This is a genomic window from Paenibacillus melissococcoides (genome assembly GCA_944800085.1).
GTDB classification, from domain to species: domain Bacteria; phylum Bacillota; class Bacilli; order Paenibacillales; family Paenibacillaceae; genus Paenibacillus_B; species Paenibacillus_B melissococcoides.
Window position 1 is genome coordinate 1,455,088 of sequence record CALYLO010000001.1, and the last position, 19,090, is coordinate 1,474,177.

General features: G+C 44.3%; 18 protein-coding genes and 2 pseudogenes. 16 read left to right on the forward strand and 4 right to left on the reverse strand.

The window, feature by feature from the left end:
- Positions 1–192: 192 nt before the first annotated feature.
- Positions 193–846, reverse strand: a complete 654-nt coding sequence (locus OCY70_RS06765) for an ATP-binding protein (RefSeq protein ID WP_213431338.1) — start codon at positions 844–846, stop codon at positions 193–195.
- A 149-nt stretch (positions 847–995) separates the two neighbouring features.
- On the opposite strand from OCY70_RS06765, the gene OCY70_RS06770 reads away from it, so the two are divergent.
- Positions 996–2,573, forward strand: coding sequence for an IS5 family transposase (locus OCY70_RS06770; protein WP_390905197.1), 1,578 nt, complete (start codon positions 996–998; stop codon positions 2,571–2,573).
- A gap of 534 nt (positions 2,574–3,107) precedes the next feature.
- On the opposite strand, the gene OCY70_RS06775 is transcribed toward OCY70_RS06770, so the two are convergent.
- The gene (locus OCY70_RS06775) at positions 3,108–3,845 is read right to left on the reverse strand and encodes a LytR/AlgR family response regulator transcription factor (RefSeq protein ID WP_213431492.1); all 738 of its coding nucleotides are present in this window, start codon (positions 3,843–3,845) and stop codon (positions 3,108–3,110) included.
- A gap of 165 nt (positions 3,846–4,010) precedes the next feature.
- Positions 4,011–5,170 (reverse strand): annotated as a pseudogene (locus tag OCY70_RS06780) (IS110 family transposase).
- Between the two features lie 777 nt (positions 5,171–5,947).
- Here OCY70_RS06780 and OCY70_RS06785 point away from each other — a divergent pair.
- The 12 genes and pseudogenes from OCY70_RS06785 to OCY70_RS06840 all read left to right on the forward strand — a co-directional run bounded on the left by OCY70_RS06785 (position 5,948) and on the right by OCY70_RS06840 (position 17,032).
- Positions 5,948–6,412 carry a hypothetical protein gene (locus OCY70_RS06785; protein WP_213431495.1) on the forward strand — a complete coding sequence of 155 codons (465 nt, stop codon included), beginning with the start codon at positions 5,948–5,950 and terminating at the stop codon, positions 6,410–6,412.
- Positions 6,413–6,446: 34 nt separating this feature from the next.
- A complete protein-coding gene (locus tag OCY70_RS06790; protein WP_213431494.1) occupies positions 6,447–6,836 on the forward strand; it encodes a hypothetical protein in 390 nt (129 codons plus the stop codon).
- A 66-nt stretch (positions 6,837–6,902) separates the two neighbouring features.
- Positions 6,903–8,465 carry an IS5 family transposase gene (locus OCY70_RS06795; protein ID WP_261944687.1) on the forward strand — a complete coding sequence of 521 codons (1,563 nt, stop codon included), beginning with the start codon at positions 6,903–6,905 and terminating at the stop codon, positions 8,463–8,465.
- A 117-nt stretch (positions 8,466–8,582) separates the two neighbouring features.
- The gene (locus OCY70_RS06800) at positions 8,583–8,966 is read left to right on the forward strand and encodes a hypothetical protein (RefSeq protein ID WP_213431282.1); all 384 of its coding nucleotides are present in this window, start codon (positions 8,583–8,585) and stop codon (positions 8,964–8,966) included.
- Positions 8,967–8,996: 30 nt separating this feature from the next.
- A complete protein-coding gene (locus OCY70_RS06805; RefSeq protein WP_213431283.1) occupies positions 8,997–10,814 on the forward strand; it encodes an ABC transporter ATP-binding protein in 1,818 nt (605 codons plus the stop codon).
- Positions 10,815–10,867: 53 nt separating this feature from the next.
- Positions 10,868–12,040 carry a cysteine desulfurase family protein gene (locus OCY70_RS06810; RefSeq protein WP_213431284.1) on the forward strand — a complete coding sequence of 391 codons (1,173 nt, stop codon included), beginning with the start codon at positions 10,868–10,870 and terminating at the stop codon, positions 12,038–12,040.
- Positions 12,041–12,125: 85 nt separating this feature from the next.
- Positions 12,126–12,374, forward strand: coding sequence for a GNAT family N-acetyltransferase (locus OCY70_RS06815; protein ID WP_249725664.1), 249 nt, complete (start codon positions 12,126–12,128; stop codon positions 12,372–12,374).
- Between the two features lie 259 nt (positions 12,375–12,633).
- Entirely contained in the window at positions 12,634–13,194 is a 561-nt protein-coding gene (locus OCY70_RS06820) for a DJ-1/PfpI family protein (protein ID WP_213431285.1), read from the forward strand.
- A 65-nt stretch (positions 13,195–13,259) separates the two neighbouring features.
- A pseudogene (locus tag OCY70_RS06825) lies at positions 13,260–14,549 on the forward strand (ABC transporter permease); the annotation flags it as partial.
- 137 nt (positions 14,550–14,686) lie between these two features.
- Positions 14,687–15,124: a LytTR family DNA-binding domain-containing protein gene (locus OCY70_RS06830; RefSeq protein WP_213426958.1), complete on the forward strand. Its 438-nt coding sequence runs from the start codon at positions 14,687–14,689 to the stop codon at positions 15,122–15,124.
- Positions 15,125–15,136: 12 nt separating this feature from the next.
- Positions 15,137–15,592 carry a DUF3021 family protein gene (locus tag OCY70_RS06835; RefSeq protein WP_213426957.1) on the forward strand — a complete coding sequence of 152 codons (456 nt, stop codon included), beginning with the start codon at positions 15,137–15,139 and terminating at the stop codon, positions 15,590–15,592.
- Between the two features lie 138 nt (positions 15,593–15,730).
- Positions 15,731–17,032, forward strand: coding sequence for an alpha/beta hydrolase family protein (locus OCY70_RS06840; protein ID WP_213426956.1), 1,302 nt, complete (start codon positions 15,731–15,733; stop codon positions 17,030–17,032).
- A 140-nt stretch (positions 17,033–17,172) separates the two neighbouring features.
- Here the strand turns inward: OCY70_RS06840 and OCY70_RS36000 are convergent, their stop codons facing one another.
- A complete protein-coding gene (locus OCY70_RS36000; RefSeq protein ID WP_213426955.1) occupies positions 17,173–17,718 on the reverse strand; it encodes a G1 family glutamic endopeptidase in 546 nt (181 codons plus the stop codon).
- Between OCY70_RS36000 and OCY70_RS06850 the strand changes: the two genes are divergently transcribed.
- The 3 genes from OCY70_RS06850 to OCY70_RS06855 all read left to right on the forward strand — a co-directional run bounded on the left by OCY70_RS06850 (position 17,603) and on the right by OCY70_RS06855 (position 18,814).
- The gene (locus OCY70_RS06850; protein ID WP_249724653.1) at positions 17,603–18,031 is read left to right on the forward strand and encodes a zinc ribbon domain-containing protein; all 429 of its coding nucleotides are present in this window, start codon (positions 17,603–17,605) and stop codon (positions 18,029–18,031) included. The genes OCY70_RS36000 and OCY70_RS06850 overlap by 116 nt on opposite strands.
- A 128-nt stretch (positions 18,032–18,159) precedes the next feature.
- A complete protein-coding gene (locus tag OCY70_RS36005; RefSeq protein ID WP_213426953.1) occupies positions 18,160–18,372 on the forward strand; it encodes a TIGR04104 family putative zinc finger protein in 213 nt (70 codons plus the stop codon).
- 82 nt (positions 18,373–18,454) lie between these two features.
- Positions 18,455–18,814 carry a hypothetical protein gene (locus OCY70_RS06855; RefSeq protein WP_249724652.1) on the forward strand — a complete coding sequence of 120 codons (360 nt, stop codon included), beginning with the start codon at positions 18,455–18,457 and terminating at the stop codon, positions 18,812–18,814.
- The last annotated feature ends 276 nt before the right edge of the window (positions 18,815–19,090 follow it).

Here is a 19,090-nt window from a genome sequence, read left to right on the forward strand (position 1 = left end):
TATAACACCGTAATTCACGCAATGGGGCTACCGCCCCTTGGTTGACAGATGTATAATCATGGAAGAAGGTCGGTCAACAAACGACCCAGTCTAAAGATAAGAACTATCTAAGGCTGGGTCGTTACGTCTATTACCATAAGAGAAATCTACTCTTTTCAGTATCGACGCAATGGATGTTTTCGGTTAATAGGACTAATCTATTATAAATGGAAGTACGACGATAGTATCAAATCGTTTATTTCCTGGCCTCGTTTGGAGATATCCGCCGTATTTTTGGGCTACTCGCTGGATGTTGCTCAACCCGATTCCATGCAAGTCAAGATTGTTTTTACACGTGCGTTCCAAAAAGTGGTTTTGCCCTCGTCGTGCATTTATGACTTGAATGAACAAAGCTTGCGAGTTCGAGGATATATTCAAGTGGATAAACCTGTCTTCCATTTTAGGAACAAGCCGAGCGGCTTCAATTGCATTGTCCAGCACATTTCCTAGTACGATACATAAATCATAACGGTCCAGAAAAATATCTGACGCGACAATTCGTATGTCGTGTGTCATCGCTATGCCGCTATCATATGCGATATCAAGCGAATGGCTGACTAGGGCGTCAATAACAAGGTTTCCTGTTGTAATACGTAAATTGGCGGAATTCATGTGTTCTAACATTTGATTGAGATGCGCGATGGCTTCCTCGTCCCGCTGCTCCTGAATGCAAGCGCGGATGAATACTAAATGTTTTTTGGTATCATGTAGGATGCGTTTCAGGATTTTGAAGGAATGAACCATTTTTTCACCGTTATTGTGCTGATACTCTATTTGCTTTTGCAGTTGCCGGTTTTCATCTGCCAACCGTTTTTTTTCCATTAGACGATTAAATAGGGCTTGCTGAACAATCATTTTTCAAAGGTTTTACAAGGATTTCTGGACTCTAACTCGAAATAAAATGCAAGGAGAATGCGAATTTCTTGCAAAAAATCGTGCACGTGGAGTGAGCCGACATGTATCGTAGAACCGAAAGCCAGCTTCAGTTGTTCGAAGATTTCTACTTGCCGTTTGGCGGTAAATTAAATAAGGAGAACCGTTGGGTGCAACTGGCCGCTATCATCCCGTGGTGGCGGGCAGAAGAATTCTACGCGAAGTCGTTCAAGAAATCAATGCGCGGTCAGATCCCTTTGTCTGTTCGTATGGCTTTGGGAGCGCTGTACATTCAGGAACGTATGCAGCTCGATGATCGAGAGACGGTCCAGCAGATCACCGAAAATCCGTACTACCAGTACTTCCTTGGGCTGCCGGCGTTCCAAGATAAGCCTCCGTTTCATCACTCGCTGTTGACCCATTTCCGCAAGCGATTGGGTGCGGATGTCATTGAACGAATCAACGATTGGATTTTGGAAGAGGACGCAGAGCGAAAGAAGCAGGAACAAAACAAGAACGATCCTCAAGATCCTCCAGGCAGCGGCCATGGCTCTGATGGAACATCCGTTAATGAAGACGGCAAAAGCAAAGAGAAACCATGCAACAAAGGCACCTTGATGCTCGACGCGACCTGCGCACCGGCCGACATCTCGTATCCGACCGATTTGAAATTATTGAACGAGGCGCGGGAAAAACTCGAAGCGATCATCGATGTTCTGCACGAGCCTTTCGTCGGGAAGGCCAAGAAACCGAGAACGTATCGTCAAACCGCCCGCAAACGCTACCTCGAGATCGCCAAGAAACGGCGAACGGGTGCCAAAGCCATCCGGAAAGCGGTTGGCAAACAGCTTCGTTATGTTTCGCGTAATCTTCGCATCATCGAAATGCTGGCAGCGAAAAGCAGCTTGAATCAACTGGGTTCGCAGCAGTATCGGCAATTGCTCGTCATTTCCGAGCTGTATCGTCAACAGCAAGAGATGTACGACAAACGGACACACTCGGTGGAAGATCGAATCGTCAGTCTTTCCCAACCGCATGTACGGCCGATTGTCCGCGGGAAAGTGAATGCTCCCGTCGAGTTTGGAGCAAAGCTGGCGATCAGTCTGGTGGATGGTTACGCTCGGATGGAGAAGCTGTCCTGGGATAACTTCAACGAAAGCATGACACTGAAAGCTTCCGTGGAGTCGTTCGTCCAGCGATATGGGTGTTATCCGGAAGCCATTCTAGCCGACCAAATCTACCGAAACCGGGAGAACCTTCGCTATTGTAAGGAGCACGGCATCCGTCTGAGTGGTCCAAACTTAGGACGTCCGAAGAAAGAAGCGGAACCAGAACGGAACCAGGCCAGACAGGATGCTTCAACGCGTAACGCGATCGAAGGAAAATTCGGAGAAGGCAAACGCTCCTACGGACTGGGGCGTATTCGAGCACGCCTTCGAGAGACAAGCGAAACGGTCATTGCTCTACAACTGCTTGTTATGAATCTCGAACGCAAGCTGCGCGTTCTCTTTTTGCCGATTTTCAGACTGTTGCTGAATCTGTGCCGTCAGCCTCTGTGGCCTAAAAGGCAATATGTTCAGCAAGCCCTAAATAGAAAGACGATAAGAAAATTAATTCCGATAATGCCTATAACGGAAAATGGGTATAGCCAATTACGATGAGCATAGAAAAAAGTTGTCTTTAGTATGATAAAGTTAAACAAAATTACGCATAGGACGGCAAAATAACTGGCCTTTTCCAACTGACAAGTGTATCTTCTACATTTGATCACCTGCAGTATGATGATCAAATACAACATAATGAATGAAGAAGCAGCCAAGAGTAAAAACCGGGTTTCTGATGTAGTTAAATCGTTCGTGTTTTCCAGTCCTTGAAAAAACAAGATAAGCTGATACGACAGCCATTCCGCGATGAAGTCCAGGAGAAGATATAAGAAAGAGAACAAAACTCGGTACTTCATTGGCGCTGAGTAGAGAAGGGAGATAAGGAGAAAAATTGAAAATAACAATAATCCTGTGATTAGAACCGGTAAAAATGACATGGATGAAAAGAATATAATCCCTCCAGCTACTGTATAAGCAAGCCTGATGATCCAATTTTTTTTATCCGATGCGTAGAACAGAACTGTAAAGTACCGGTAAAGCAAATATAGTTCCAAAGAAGTTGTTCCTATGAAAAATTCAAACGGCATGAAGTTACCCCCGACCGTTGAATTGGGCAACTCTGTACCTGATATACGCTTCATGAATCCCCTTCTTATAGGAACGCCCCAACGGAAATGACTCCTTATTGGACATGAACACGGTATCGGAAGTGAATTTGTGTACATACTCTAGATTGATAATTATCGAACGATAAATCTGATAAAAAAAAGCATTTAGTTTGCTCGTAAAATCAGCCAATGTGCATACCGTGGTGAAGCGTCGCTCGATTGTGATCACTTCCACGTGTCTTTTATCAATCTTTACAATTGCAATGATGTCCGAGGCTCGCAATACGATTTCACCTGCATCCGTCTTGACTATTACATATTGGCGAATTGCGGCATTAATATAGTCACATAATCTCCCCATTATCACCTGAAACTGCTCATAGGCCACAGGCTTGATCATGTAATGAAATGGTTGTACATCAAAGCTGTCGATCATATACTGCGGATAATGAGTCGTATAAATGATTTGCACTTCCCGATCCGGCAATGAACGGATTGTCCTCGCCGTCTCGATCCCATCCATCCCCTCCATTTCCACGTCCAGCATCAGGACATGAAATGTATATCGGCCATGCTGTTTATAATGCTGCAATAATGCCTCTCCTGAAAAAAAGTAATATATTTCGAAGTTGTTGGATGTATCTTCAGATAATTGAGCAAAAAACGTTTGGAATTGCTGATGCTCTTTCATTGAATCATCACAGATTGCTACTTTTAACAAGCGAATTTCTCCCCCTTATTTTTTCTGTGAAAATCCAAACGCACTCATGAACGATTATCGTCTTTAAAAAGCTGCAGTTTTCTGAGAAATGACCATAAGATGCCCGGTCCACCTTCTTTGAAGGGGCCTTGTTTAAAATCGCTATGTTTCGTCAATGCTGTAAGGTTAGTTGATCTGCATGAGTGGTGCTTGTGGTCCACCTTCGATGTAAATTTGTTTGTTCTTCAGCATGTGGTAAGCAATGATAAGTATCTTACGTGAAATGGCAATGCAAGCTTTTTTCTTTCCTCGTCGTGAAGCAATCTTCCAGAACTTTGTTGCCAAGACCGTGTTTCGTGAGCGAGCGATTGCCCAAGACGCTTCGCATAGTGTCACTTTTGCATGAGGATTGCCTTTTACGCTTTTTGTACTTTTTTTTTGCCTGCACTCTCGTGGTTGCCGGGTGCTACGCCAGCCCAAGAGGCAAGGTGATCTGCGGATGGAAATTGCTCCATATCGGCCCCGATTTCTGCAAGGAGTGCTGCAGCTGTTCGTTCGCTAACACCTGGAATGGTCTGAAGCAGTTCGTACTCCGTCCGATAGGGCTCCAAGTGATCGTTAATTTCGGCTTCCAACCGAGCAATGGACTTCTCTAAGTATTCGATATGCTCCCAACAATCTTTAATCAATCGAATTTGATGCGGGGTCATCGTGCCAAAAAGAGAGTCAGTAACTTCACTTTTTTTGTTCTTGATCGAACCCTTGACGCTCGCTTCAACATCTTCCGCGTCAACGTAACCTTTTTCGATTAAGCGTTGCAACAAACTGCGCCCGGATACACCGAATACGTCTGAGATGACACTGCCTAGCTTGACGTTACCTGCTTCAAGATACTTCTGGATTCGGTTTTTCTCCGCTGTTAGGGAGCCGATTCGTTTTTTTCGAAGTCGGCAGAGGTCCCGTAGCTCCCTTAAGTCCTCGGATGGCACAAAGCTGGGCTCAATTAGACCGACTCGAAGCAGCTTCGCGATCCATTCGGCATCACAAACATCCGTCTTGCGGCCAGGAACATTCTTAATGCGCTGCGCATTCGCCAGTACGACGGTGAAGTAGCCTTCAAGGATGTTGTAGACAGGTTTCCAATAGATTCCCGTGCTCTCCATTGCGATGTGTGTAACGCCTTGGGACTCCAGGTACTTAAGCAGTTCGAAAAGATGTTTGGTCATCGTTCCAAAGGTTCGGATCTCGCTGTGGGCCTCCCCCGCAGCATCTGTGGTCATCACACAAACGACGATTGTCTCTTGGTGAACGTCCATTCCAGCACAGCGTTCAAGCAATACTTCCATCTTGGCTTCCCTCCATAACTGAAATGCATGACGGCGGATGAATTCGAGCTTGAGCATTTTTCTGTTCGCGGTTCTCTGATTGGGCATACAGAGCCAGCACAGGTTTGTACACAGAACTCATCCTCAACAGTTTATTTGTCGGGGTTACACCACCATTAAAAAGAACGTGTTTCGCGTCATGTAGTAGCAGTATGGGAAATAGGTCCGACCACTAAACCCTCGCTATTTTCATGCTAGGTTTGCGAACGAGAGTTCATGAATGTTTATTTAATACCCTTATAATTACATTATACCAATATATTACTATATAGCAACTTGTCCTTCTATCAACTGTAGAAAAAACACTCTTGCATAAAGAAAAAGCATTAAAAAAGGAATAAAACCTTACACGAACGTGCAGTAGATACCCTGAAATATGCAATATATCCAGAATTATTTATTAATGGATCTACATGTGTTATATTGGGTCTAGCAATAAGAAAGGAGGTGAAAAAATGGCTCAATGTCCTTCAGGTTACTGGGGTACTGGGAATTCCTATGGTGCAGAATACTGTGACGGTAAAAAGTGTTCGCTTTTCAGTAGTCAGCGTACTTATCAGCGTCATGTGTACCTTCGTTGTCAAAACAGCTCAGGAAAGATTCAAGATGTTTATTCCCACACGGAAAAGATCAGATGTTGTTAACTGAAAGCAGAATTAATAAGTAACAAAAATGGGGTATAATAGCTTAGGTTGTTGCGGCCTGGCTATTATACCCGTCTAATTAATGGGGGATAAAATGAGGGAGATCATAAAAACGCAAACTCATCATAAATTCCTGAAAAGCGAGCATCGCAATATTCCGGGTCTTGGTGATTATCTGCCTTCGTTTTGCGTGGACGACAAGATGAATGTCTACGAATATATTACGGACTATCTTATTGTTGTCGTCCTCTCCACAACTTGTTCTCCTTGCCGGGAAGCTTTGGAGGTAGTATATGAGTTCGTGAATAAGACGCCGAATGTAAATATGATTATGTTGATAGATACGGATAATGAAAGTTTCCTACAAGTAAAAGAGCTTTTCGAAGACAAAATGAATGTCTTTATTGCTTCAGAAGAAAAAATAAGAACTTATTTCCAGGGCGTGCCTTGGGGATTGAGTTTGAATGCTCACGGTCAAATTGTGGGGTCTTATCCATTTGACAATCTGGAATGGTTTGAGAAAATTATTTATCCTGTAAAAAATTTAATTTTGAAATAAAAATAAATCTTATCATTTGGAAGGAGGAGATAGCATGCAAAGCAAACTGGATAGAATTTTCAGAGCAAAAGCGGGAGATAGTGATGAATTCATGAAGAACTATTCCGTTGGCGATCTTTTTCCGTCTGAACCTATTGTTCTGGGTGGTGAGGAGCGCTCTTTGTTTTGTTTTATCTCTCTGCATTGTTTAGATTGCGTCGATTTATTGCCGCACTTGAAAAAACTGAGTGAAGTTTTTTCAGGAGAATTTATTCTATTTACAGACGCTAGTCATGAAGAAAATCTGGAAATAGCAGCGCACTTCGGTTATAAGTTTAAGCTTATTTCCTGTACAAAAGAAGATTTTACGATGAAATACCGCATCTATTTAGGGCTTGCTGAACAATCATTTTTCAAAGGTTTTACAAGGATTTCTGGACTCTAACTCGAAATAAAATGCAAGGAAAATGCGAATTTCTTGCAAAAAATCGTGCACGTGGAGTGAACCAACATGTATCGTAGAACCGAAAGCCAGCTTCAGTTGTTCGAAGATTTCTACTTGCCGTTTGGCGGTAAATTAAATAAGGAGAACCGTTGGGTTCAACTGGCCGCTATCATCCCGTGGTGGCGGGCAGAAGAATTCTACGCGAAGTCGTTCAAGAAATCAATGCGCGGCCAGATCCCCTTGTCTGTTCGTATGGCTTTGGGAGCGCTGTACATTCAGGAACGTATGCAGCTCGATGATCGAGAGACGGTCCAGCAGATCACCGAAAATCCGTACTACCAGTACTTCCTTGGGCTGCCGGCGTTCCAAGATAAGCCTCCGTTCCATCACTCGCTGTTGACCCATTTCCGCAAGCGATTGGGTGCGGATGTCATTGAACGAATCAACGATTGGATTTTGGAAGAGGACGCAGAGCGAAAGAAGCAGGAACAAAACAAGAGCGATCCTCAAGATCCTCCAGGCAGCGGCCATGGCTCTGATGGAACATCCGTTAATGAAGACGGCAAAAGCAAAGAGAAACCATGCAACAAAGGCACCTTGATGCTCGACGCGACCTGCGCACCGGCCGACATCTCGTATCCGACCGATTTGAAATTATTGAACGAGGCGCGGGAAAAACTCGAAGCGATCATCGATGTTCTGCACGAGCCTTTCGTCGGGAAGGCCAAGAAACCGAGAACGTATCGTCAAACCGCCCGCAAATGCTACCTCGAGATCGCCAAGAAACGGCGAACGGGTGCCAAATCCATCCGGAAAGCGGTTGGCAAACAGCTTCGTTATGTTTCGCGTAATCTTGGCATCATCGAAATGCTGGCAGCGAAAAGCAGCTTGAATCAACTGGGTTCGCAGCAGTATCGGCAATTGCTCGTCATTTCCGAGCTGTATCGTCAACAGCAAGAGATGTACGACAAACGGACACACTCGGTGGAAGATCGAATCGTCAGTCTTTCCCAACCGCATGTACGGCCGATTGTCCGCGGGAAAGTGAATGCTCCCGTCGAGTTTGGGGCAAAGCTGGCGATCAGTCTGGTGGACGGTTACGCTCGAATGGAGAAGCTGTCCTGGGATAACTTCAACGAAAGCATGACACTGAAAGCTTCCGTGGAGTCGTTCGTCCAGCGATATGGATGTTATCCGGAAGCCATTCTAGCCGACCAAATCTACCGAAACCGGGAGAACCTTCGCTATTGTAAGGAGCACGGCATCCGTCTGAGTGGTCCAAACTTAGGACGTCCGAAGAAAGAAGCGGAACCCGATCGGAACCAGGCCAGACAGGATGCTTCAACGCGTAACGCGATCGAAGGAAAATTCGGAGAAGGCAAACGCTCCTACGGACTGGGGCGTATTCGAGCACGCCTTCGAGAGACAAGCGAAACGGTCATTGCTCTGCAACTGCTTGTTATGAATCTCGAACGCAAGCTGCGCGTTCTCTTTTTGCCGATTTTCAGACTGCTGCTGAATCTGTGCCGTCAGCCTCTGTGGCCTAAAAGGCAATATGTTCAGCAAGCCCTATTTAACACCTTATATTTATTTATTGGATTCGAATTCAGTCGTTATTGGAGCTCATAATGTTCAAAATGAAGCCGAACTTATGCGATTGCTCCAAAGCTGGAGTCTATTGAAGCCGCTAGCATCAACTGAAGCTGGTGATCCGGAATGAGACAGCCTGCTGTAGAGGGAGTCATTTTGGCAGCTCAAAAGGTTCATTTTGATTACGAGCGTAAGTCTCATAGCATTGATAATGTCCTGAATTCATTAGAAGTAGATGTTTTGCCGTCTATTGCGCTTGTTGATGTATGGGGGAAGTTATTGTTCTCCGGTGTGAGTGAGATTGGCATTTGGATTACGGTGATGAATCCAGAAGATGAAGTGATGCTGATCACAGAAAAAAGCCTCATGTCAAATATACGGGATTCCCTTATGACGCCTGGAATTGATTTCTCGATGAGTATTCGGTTTTTGGCGAATATGGAGGGGAACTACAAGATACAGTTATGCTCGGAAAACAAAGAGATTTTCATATATCCTTTATATATAAGCTGTCAGAAACAATTTGGAGCAAATTTTTAAAAAAACTGTTGCAGAGGATTAAATGTCCCAATGACTATAATAAAAGAAAAAAAAGCAGATACTGTTCTTTTTATGCTTCGTCGAATCATACCTGTCACGATAAAGGTATTTCCGGGTCTAATGGCAATGCTCATCTTTATAGTGCTTATTCAGTCCGCTATTCCTCTTTTGCAAGTTTTTGTAACCACGAAATTAATCAATACGATTCAGCAGTTAATTGAAGGGAATACGCCGTTATTGATAGTGATTGCATGGCTAGCCATCGAGGGGGGCATTAGTATTGTGGCAGCTACCATGTTATTGTTTGAACAGTTGCTGCAAAAAAAAATGAATTTTAAAATTAGTTTCTTTTTCGAAAAATTAGTGCTGGAGAAGACGGAGAAGTTGTCTCTGATTCATTACGAGCTTCCTCATTCCTATGATCTTTTGGCCCAAACGAATGGCGCGGGAGATAGGGGGCTCCAGATAATTATGTCATTCAGTACGATCTGTATGTATTCGATTACAATTATAGGCTACATGATAACTTTGTTTCAGTATAGCTGGATTTTGCCTCTATCCGTCATTGTCCTTGCTGTTCCCAATATTATTTTAAATATTAGAGTCAGCGAACAAAGGTATGGGCAAATGCTGTTACAATCTCCAAACTCCCGAAAAGCATCTTATATCACACAGCTATTCAAAGGAAGAGATTCGATAAAAGAAATTAAACTGTATCAAACAAACAAATACCTTTTAGAGAAGTGGGTATCCATCTATTGGAAGCAAGCGAATGAAAAGTACAATTTAGAGAAAAAGGCCGGGATAATGGGTTTCAGCTTTGATAGCATAGGAGTGCTATCCATATTAGTCGCATCTGCCATACTGATTCATATCTCTTCCACAGGAAAATTGAGTCTAGGGGAGTATGTTGCCTTAACAATAGCGATCTCAACATCATATGGAATGATCAAAACGATAGCAAATAATTTTTCTAAAATGTATGAGGATTCTCTCTTTGCAAAAAAACTGTACTCATTTCTTGATCTGCCTGAAGAAGAAGGAATCAATAGCGGACAAAAATTCCCGGAAAAACTGTCGATTGGAATTGAGATTAGAAATTTGTCGTTCTATTATCCGGGGCATGATCATCCGACATTGAACAATATTAGTTGTAAAATACGGCCCAATGAGAAGGTTGCCATCGTTGGATACAATGGGGCTGGAAAAAGCACCTTGATAAAGTGTTTACTCGGTCTATACCCCGTCCCCGACGGTACTATTTTTTTTGATGGCATTGATATTAACGACTTGGATAGAACCTCATTATACGAAAATATGACGGCCATTTTCCAAGATTTTGTCCGCTACAACTTAACAGTAAGAGAAAATGTAGGTTTCGGCAACCTGAATAAAATGAATGATGACGCCATGCTGAATGAAGCAACTTCCAAAGCGGATATTGAGTCCGTAATTGATCAACTCCCTAATAAGTATGACACAGAATTAGGGCCCGTATTTATAGGAGGACAAGATATATCTGGCGGACAATGGCAAAGAATCGCGATTAGCCGCGCATTTTTGAGAGAGTCGCAGATCGTCATCTTGGATGAACCGACTTCTGCGTTAGACCCTATAGCCGAAGCGCATATCTTTGAGAAAATGATGACCATTACAGAAGATAAAATCGCCATTTTTATTTCTCACCGGCTTAGCGGTTGCCGCTTGGCAGATCGTATCTTTGTGCTGGAAAACGGTATGATCGCAGAGTCCGGGACTCATCAGGAATTAATGATCGAGGGAGGATGTTACGCGGAGATGTTCGAAAAACAATCCTCCGGTTATCATACCGCGGCAACAGCAATTTGACTGTGCGCGTGCTTCCGTTACGCGATGATGACTACGAAGATGGAGGTAGAAGTATGGAAAAAATATATTTTGATTATTGCGCGTCTGCTCCGCTCCATCCCAGAGTGAGTCAAGTGCTATTTGAGACTTCCAGGAATGTATTTGCTAATCCATCCTCCGTTCATGAGACGGGACTGAAAGCAAGTCAACTTGTCGAAGATTGCAGGCAAAAAATAGCGGATTTATTAAACGTGAATATGGAGGAGGTTATTTTTACATCAGGAGCTACAGAAAGCAACAATCTGGCGCTATTTGGAGTTTGCCGGGCCATGCAACAAAAGACATCGAAGCCTGTACACGTCATTACATCTCACATCGAACACCCGTCCGTTTACAACTGCTGCCAACAGTTAGAACAAGAAGGCATCGAGGTCACCTATATTCCGGTTGACTCCAATGGGATCGTCGATGTGTCGGATATCGAGAGAGCAATCAAAGATCATACTGTACTCATTAGCATTATGCATGTTAATAATGAAACCGGAGCAATACAACCCGTTCATGAAATCGGAACGGTGTTAAAAAATAAGCGTGAAGATATTTATTTTCATGTTGATGGTGTCCAAGGGTTGGGAAAGGCAGACTTACATGTAGACGATATAGACTTATATACATTATCAGGCCATAAAATCGGAGGTCCAAAGGGAATCGGCGCTTTAATCATCAAGAAAAATGTAGATATAGTGCCTCTATTTTATGGGGGAAATCAAGAGTTTGGATTGCGGTCAGGCACGCTTAATGTACCCAGCATTGCCGCTTTGGCAGAAGCAATTAAAATCGCGGTTTTGAAGATGGAAGAGAGAAAAAGACAGTTGGCCAGTCTTCATTTATTATTGCGATCAAAGCTTTCAACGATTCGTAATATCGTTATTAATAGTCCTCAAGCTTCTAAGTGCGCACCGCATATTTTGAACTTCTCATTTCCTGGAATACCATCGGCTGTAACCATTAGTATTCTCGCGAAGCAAGGTATTATTGCATCTTCACAATCCGCTTGTGCGTCTAAGGGCGACAAGATAAGCCGTATATTAATGGCTGCAACTCATGATTCTGACATTGCATCTAGTAGCATAAGGATTAGTATCCATGAAGAGGTTACACGTCCCGAGATGGAATATCTAATAAGTTCAATTGTAAAAATGAGCGATTTTACAGCGTCAAAGGGAAAAATGCTCACATTGCTATAGGGGCGAAGGGTGGTTCGAACTCGGTATAAGGATATCCACCAGAGGATCCTCTTTCATCTGGTTAATGGCTGTTCTCTGCTGGGGAATGGTCCGCCGCGACCTTCACCGCTGCGGGTTCGGCCGAAAGCTTCTGGCCGAGCGATTGCGGAGAATCGCGGCGGAGCCGCAATATTCTATGGTGACGATCGAGACGTCGCAATACAGCCGCCCTTTTTTCGAACGATTCAGGTTCACGGCGGAACGGGTTGTCCCGGACGGCTTTGCTCCGGGCTTGGATCTTGTGGAGATGGAGCTGGATCTCTCCAATCGAGACGTATTCGCGCATATGGCATGAGAAAGTACCGGGAATGCGATATTCCGCAGACAGCAGTCCAGGAGGGGCCGAAGATTTATGCCCGTTATTAAGCTTTTCCTTGATTTCTTTTCGAATGTCGGACATCGGGTAACCTTCACCTCTTTGTGATTCTAAGTCAATAGTACCTTTTTCGTAACCATCGTACAAAAAAGTGCATTCTTTCCGCACTACGCGATACGGGCTATAATGGCGTTGATTGAACATCATTCTTCTTATATTGTAAAGGAGTGACGCGACAATGTCTAAAAAAGTGCTGATTCTGACCGGCGATGCGGTCGAAGCATTGGAAGCATACTATCCCTATTATCGTTGCCTGGAGGAAGGATTCGAAGCGACCATCGCTTCGCCGACGGATACGAAAGTGCTGCATACCGTCGTCCACGATTTTGAAGACTGGCAGACCTTCACCGAAAAGCGGGGCTACCAGTTGGAAGCCCACGCTTCGTTCGAGCAGATCGATCCCGAGCAGTATGACGCCCTGATCATCCCGGGCGGTCGGGCACCAGAGCATATTCGCCTGCATAAGGATTTCCCGCGGATTGTCCGCCATTTCTTCCAAAAGGATAAACCGGTCATGATCCTGTGCCATGCCAGCGTGGCACTGACCGTGATCGCCGAAGAGATCAAAGGGCGGGAGATGACAGCCTACTTCGCTTGCCGTCCGGAAGTGGAAGCGGCAGGGGCGAAGTATGTTCAGACCCGGTTCCATGTCGATCGCAACCTGATATCCGGCCATGCATGGAACGACTTGCCGCAGTTGATGAGAGAATTCGTGAAGCAGGTTAATGCATTGGCTTAAGTAAAGAAAAATAGTTACTTTGTAATGATGACAAAGGTTAAGAAAAAATGAAGTACTTTATATGCAACTGCGAGATCGGCGATCGGCTCGCTCTCCAGGTTGGCGAACGGTTCAGTGAGGGCAGGGATAAGCCGCTGAATCAATCGGAAGCATTGCGAGTGGAAAATGACAATGTGACCGAGACCTTAAAAAATGTCACGACAAGGGAGTACACGATTGTCGGCATCATCAAGCGCCCTGCCTGGGAACCGACGTGGGCGCCGGGATATACGGCGATTAGCTATGTGGATGAGAACCTGCTGGGGGCAAATGATCGAGTTAATGCGGCGGTAGTCTTGCAGAAAGTCAATCATTCCCTGTTCGCTCATGCGGAAAATTTGGCAAAGAACAACAACATCGAATCCGTCCAATATAATCACGAATTGCTTCACTATTATGGCGTGGCCAAAAGCGAAGCTGCGCAAAACACGCTGTTTTCATTATCAGCCATTATTATGGCAGTCATTATGATCGGTTCGGTTTCGTTAATCTATAACGCGTTTGCGATTTCCGTCTCGGAGCGTTCCCGTCATTTAGGGATACTTGCGAGCGTAGGGGCTACGAAGAGGCAGAAGAGAAATTCCGTGTTTTTTGAAGGTGTCATCATTGGCTTGATCAGTATTCCCACGGGAATGATATGCGGTCTTGTCGGGATTGGGATGACCTTGTGGTTCATCAATTCCATAATGGGGATGATTACAGAAGGGTTAGGCGGGTTAAATATTATCGTCTCAGAGCGAGTCATGGATCAGTTGATGAACGATAAGGGGAAGGATGAGGGTCACACCTGCCTCTACCTGAAAAGCCCGGATCCGATGAAAACGCAGCAGCAAATTGAAGATATGAAAGAAACCAATTTGGATATTCACAATACGTATCAATATCGAAAACAGAACGAACAGAAGATTCTGTTAATGTCCGTTTTTTCTTACGGCTTTATCGCATTAATTTCATTAATTTCGATTGCGAATATTTTTAACACGATCTCCACGGGCATCTCTCTGCGCAAGCGGGAATTTGCGATGCTGAAATCGGTTGGAATCACTCCAAAGGGCTTTAACAAAATGATGAACTATGAAAGCATCTTTTATGGAATCAAGTCGCTGTGTTACGGGCTTCCTAGCAGCTTCGCCGTGATGTACTTGATCTACAGAGCGATGACGAGCAAATTTAACTATGGATTTGTATTTCCCTGGATGAGTGTGATGTATGTTATCGCTGCCGTATTTGTCATTGTTAGTTCAGCGATGCTCTACTCCAGCGCCAAAGTAAAAAAGGAGAACATTATTGATGCAATAAAGCAGGAAAGTATATAGGTTGGAGTAAATAGACCCTGATGTTGAAGTCAGGGTCGTTTTTATTGCGGAAAAGATCTTCTCGGCTTGACATAACCTAATAGAAAGGGATATGAATGGATAGTCGAAGTACATAACCAGGCGGTGTATAAAAAGAGATGAAAATATCAATCGAAGAAATCAATATCCTAGAGGAAGAAGAAATCATCATACGATGTCATGAGGTCAATGAGGAAATTTTGAGCCTTGTGCGCCGGATCAAAGTAAAAACTAAGATGCTAATGGGCTTTCATGAAGATGCGATTCACCAAATCACACTTAGCGATGTGTACTATTTTGAATCGGTGGATAACAAGGTGTTTATGTATTGCAGGGATAAAGTGTTTGAATCGAAACAGAAGCTATACGAGCTCGAACAGTTATGTGAGGGACGGAAATTTTTCCGCGCATCGAAATCCAGCATCATCAATATCGCCAAAATTTCGTACATCAAACCGTCACTGAGCGGAAGGTTCGAGGCAAGAATGGATAATGGGGAAACGGTTATGGTGTCACGTCAATATGTACCGATTCTCAAAACGATGCTTGGACTATAGGGAGGGATGAAAATGAATTTTTCAGAGATGGTAAAAAGACTGGCAAGAGATTACTTGCTTATTTTTGCAGGCATTGTGATTTGTGTCACTCTGTTTAATCACCTATATGCCGTGATGAACGCCCTGGATGCTTCGGAGTTCTCACTCGGTCTCCGTCATATATACGCAATCATGATGTGTGCATTAGTGGGCGTTTTGCCAAGTCTTATCTTCTATTTTCCCTCCACAATCAGTGAAAAGGGAATGCGTATGCGAATCTTGATTCATTTTATTATCGTGGAAGCCGTGCTGCTTATTTTCACGAATACAATGGGCTGGGTTACGGGAGCAGCCGGAGCAACGATACTTGCATTACAAGTTGCCATCATATACATGCTGGTCTGTTTGCTTGGATGGAACAATGACCGCCAAGTCGCCAGGGAAATCAATGAGCAACTAATGAAGCTTAAAAAAGCAGATGAACAGTAAGGCGGGGAAGCAGCAGCTTACCCCGTTTTTTTTACAGCTTACCTTGCTTATCATGCAGCATACCGCAATGCATATTTACGCTGCGCACAGGGTTGTGTATGCTGATCCTGCACTAGATAAACAAAGGGGGCTTGGATTATGGGGATCCTTCTGTTGGTTATTGCAGCCGTTTTTGAGGCCGCATTTGCTGTATATTGCATTTGGACAAAGTCGAATCAGAACAAAGTCAGAGGCGTGATGAGAATCGGCGCGTTTGCCGTATTCGTTATGTTTACGCTGGCTTCGGTCATGGAGTGGAGCTTCCGCTGGGTGGGGATTGGCCTGCTGCTGCTTGTCTGGGCGGTGCTTGGAGTGAGAACGCTGATACGCAGCAAGGAGGAGCGGCAACAATACAGATGCGGCCGCATTGTCAGAAATGCTGTCGTTATGCTTGTGCTTGTCGTAATAGCTGTAACTCCCGCCCTCGTATTCCCGCAGTATCCATTGCCCCAAGTTACGGGGGAGTATGAAGTCGCAAGCGTATCTTACACCTATATGGACAAAAACCGCATGGAACAGTTTACCGGCACGGGAGAAAACAGAGTCGTAAATGTTGAGTTTTGGTATCCCGACAATGCACACGGAACCTACCCGCTTGTGGTATTCTCGCATGGGGCATTCGGTATCAAAGGAAGCAACGCCTCTACCTATACGGAGCTTGCAAGCCACGGCTATGTGGTGTGTTCGATTGATCATCCTTATCATTCTTTTTATACGGCATCGGCCGACGGAACAGTCGCACTCGTCAATTCGGAATATATGCAGGAAGTCAACAATGTCAACAAGGGCGTGTACACGGTTGAGGAAACCTACAGGCTCATTCAAAAATGGATGAAGCTGCGTACGGATGATATGAACTTTGTGATCGATACGATTCTGGAAAAAGCCAAAACTGGCAGTGAGAACGTGTATCAATTGGTGAATACCGAAAAAATAGGTGTATTCGGCCACTCCATGGGCGGTGCAGCGAGTGTGTCGCTCGGCAGGGAGCGGGATGATATCGGCGCCGTTGTAAATATTGACGCCCCGCTGTTTAGCGAGCTCGTCTACAATCGAGAGACCGACGACTTTGCGGCAAGCGGCCAGCCTTACACGACCCCGCTTCTTAATATATATTCTGATAGTGTCTGGGTGCAGCTCAATAGCAATTCGACGTATGCGGCGAACAAAGCAATTGATGAACATAGCACAGAAGTTTATACCGTTCATTTTCAAGGCGCCAAGCATATGAGTCTTACCGATCTGGCACTCTTTTCACCGATGCTTGCCAATATGCTGCAGGGCGGCAGGGCAGAGATTGATGCCCACTACTGTATTGATACGATGAACCGAATCATACTGGAGTTTTTCGATTGCTATCTCAAGGGGAAGGGCAGCTTCACTTCTGCGGGGACCTATTAACGGCAGAGTGAGGTTACAAGCCAATGCCTGGCGTCATCCATGGAAGGACGCTCCGAGGAACCGGGCTTCGAACAAAAACCGCTCAGGCAGCTTGATTGCTGCCTGAGGGAATTTGAGCGGCAATATCATATCTTTTGATGTTAAGAGCTGCGACTGCTAGATTTCGAAGGCGATGGCATTTTGGAACCGTATGCGACGACGAAGCCGTTTCTCGTTTTGTTGGGAAGTGACGGCGTGGAGACGGCCCGTTTTCTTTGAATCATAATCCCCCCGTTATTCGGTTTTAGTAAAGCATTTTTATCATTTACACGGCATTTCTGAAACAGCACCTTGCGATAATTGGCTAGTCGGGCTATTTGTCCGTTGACAAAAGGTGCCTCCATAATCCATTCTGCCGTAGCGGCTGGCCCCGTGTACCTCGTTATCTTTTTGAATGTCCATCCTTTTGTTTTGTTCTTCAGCACAATCTGCCGTTTGTTTTTACGAAGCTTTGTAATATCCGCATATTTCCGGATTTCCACCCTGGACGAACATGTGCATCGATACGTATGTTGGAAGAGTATGATCTGAATGCAACAGATCTTTTCGTTGTTCTTTGTATCAATAAATCCACCAAGAATGCGAGGTCGTGGCCCTTCTGCAATGGAGGCAATTGGAAGTATCGCGGTTGGAGTATTTGGAGTCATATGGACATTCGCCGCTGCCAATATGGGGGCTCCGATTTTTTTTGTTCTTTTTGGCATTGTCTTTGTTGGAATAGCGGTCATTCAAGGAATCTATCATTTTAAAAATGCTACGGGGACAAATCGAATGTCTTTATTCGATATTACTGACGAGCAATCAGAACCTGATCCGCTGGAGAACATGATGAATAGAAGGCAAGATATGAACGCGAATGAATCGAGTGAAGTTAACTATTGTCCTTATTGCGGAAATAAAATCATGGATAATTCCTATAAGTTTTGTTCCAAATGCGGAAAGGAACTCGATAATCATTAATCATTGTGGCCACTGTACAGACCAAAAAGGAAAGAAGGATTCTCCTAAATAGGTGAAACTTGTATAGAATTTTGGTAATTGGGTAGGATGCGGGATCTAAATCATTTGATTGCTGGGGGACAAAAAGAATGCAGAGATGCTTAAACTGTGGAGAGGGGTTTGCATACAAACAAATTATGAAATCGCTGCTCTACGCTTATAGATCAATTAAGTGCAGTCATTGTACAGAAATACATAAAATCAAAGTCAGTTCAAAGCTTCTTGCCGCGGTTGCCGTGGCGGTTTCTCCAATGATTTCTGGATTCCTTTTCAATAAATTCAAGAACTTTCATTCCGGGTAAAGCTAATTCTTTTGCTTCTTGGAATGACAGCCATTTGATATGCTGTAGGTACATAGCAGCTTAGATTGCAAAGGAGAAAGAAATGATTATATTAATAAGCGGCAATAGCTGTACAGGGAAAACATTCATGTCGCAAAAATTGCTTGAAAAATATAAGATTCCTTATTTTTCGATCGACCACCTCAAAATGGGGTTGTACAGAGGGAACAGCAACTGTGGGTTTACGCCGGAGGACAGTGTTGAAGTAATTGGCGAGCAATTATGGCCGATCATCAAAGGGATGATCATGACGAGTATTGAAAATAATCAAAACATGATTATTGAAGGTTGTTACATATTGCCTCGCTTTATGAAAGACTTTGAACAACCTTATTTCGATAACATCATATCTGTTGTTCTTGGTAGCGAAGGCCCGATATTAAGTTGCAAGAACCCACCCTAAAGTTAGTGCCCAGGTGGGTTCTTATGTTTTTGCAACTTACAAGCGATAGACCCATCCAAGCCAGTGGTTAGCCGTTTGCCTCACTCGGTTCCTTTAATGGTATGATATTACAATTGGAAGAAGTGAACATCACGAGCGTGCAACCTGGTCTTGCCGAGAACATTCCCGTAATCACCGTCTGTATCGTGAGCGCTTGTGCGTCAGGAACATGAGCAGCCTAAGAAGTCTAGCGCTAACCAGAGAGGAGTCGAAAAAAACGCGAGTTACCCCGCCACT

Bases quoted from the DNA above. Each gene is read 5' to 3' on its own strand.
- OCY70_RS06770 (WP_390905197.1), top strand. From the start codon at position 996: ATGTATCGTAGAACCGAAAGCCAGCTTCAGTTGTTCGAAGATTTCTAC.
- OCY70_RS06785 (WP_213431495.1), top strand. From the start codon at position 5,948: ATGAGGGAGATCATAAAAACGCAAACTCATCATAAATTCCTGAAAAGC.
- OCY70_RS06790 (WP_213431494.1), top strand. From the start codon at position 6,447: ATGCAAAGCAAACTGGATAGAATTTTCAGAGCAAAAGCGGGAGATAGT.
- OCY70_RS06795 (WP_261944687.1), top strand. From the start codon at position 6,903: ATGTATCGTAGAACCGAAAGCCAGCTTCAGTTGTTCGAAGATTTCTAC.
- OCY70_RS06805 (WP_213431283.1), top strand. From the start codon at position 8,997: ATGACTATAATAAAAGAAAAAAAAGCAGATACTGTTCTTTTTATGCTT.
- OCY70_RS06810 (WP_213431284.1), top strand. From the start codon at position 10,868: ATGGAAAAAATATATTTTGATTATTGCGCGTCTGCTCCGCTCCATCCC.
- OCY70_RS06815 (WP_249725664.1), top strand. From the start codon at position 12,126: ATGGTCCGCCGCGACCTTCACCGCTGCGGGTTCGGCCGAAAGCTTCTG.
- OCY70_RS06820 (WP_213431285.1), top strand. From the start codon at position 12,634: ATGTCTAAAAAAGTGCTGATTCTGACCGGCGATGCGGTCGAAGCATTG.
- OCY70_RS06830 (WP_213426958.1), top strand. From the start codon at position 14,687: ATGAAAATATCAATCGAAGAAATCAATATCCTAGAGGAAGAAGAAATC.
- OCY70_RS06835 (WP_213426957.1), top strand. From the start codon at position 15,137: ATGAATTTTTCAGAGATGGTAAAAAGACTGGCAAGAGATTACTTGCTT.
- OCY70_RS06840 (WP_213426956.1), top strand. From the start codon at position 15,731: ATGGGGATCCTTCTGTTGGTTATTGCAGCCGTTTTTGAGGCCGCATTT.
- OCY70_RS06850 (WP_249724653.1), top strand. From the start codon at position 17,603: ATGCAACAGATCTTTTCGTTGTTCTTTGTATCAATAAATCCACCAAGA.
- OCY70_RS36000 (WP_213426955.1), bottom strand. From the start codon at position 17,718: ATGACTCCAAATACTCCAACCGCGATACTTCCAATTGCCTCCATTGCA.
- OCY70_RS36005 (WP_213426953.1), top strand. From the start codon at position 18,160: ATGCAGAGATGCTTAAACTGTGGAGAGGGGTTTGCATACAAACAAATT.
- OCY70_RS06855 (WP_249724652.1), top strand. From the start codon at position 18,455: ATGATTATATTAATAAGCGGCAATAGCTGTACAGGGAAAACATTCATG.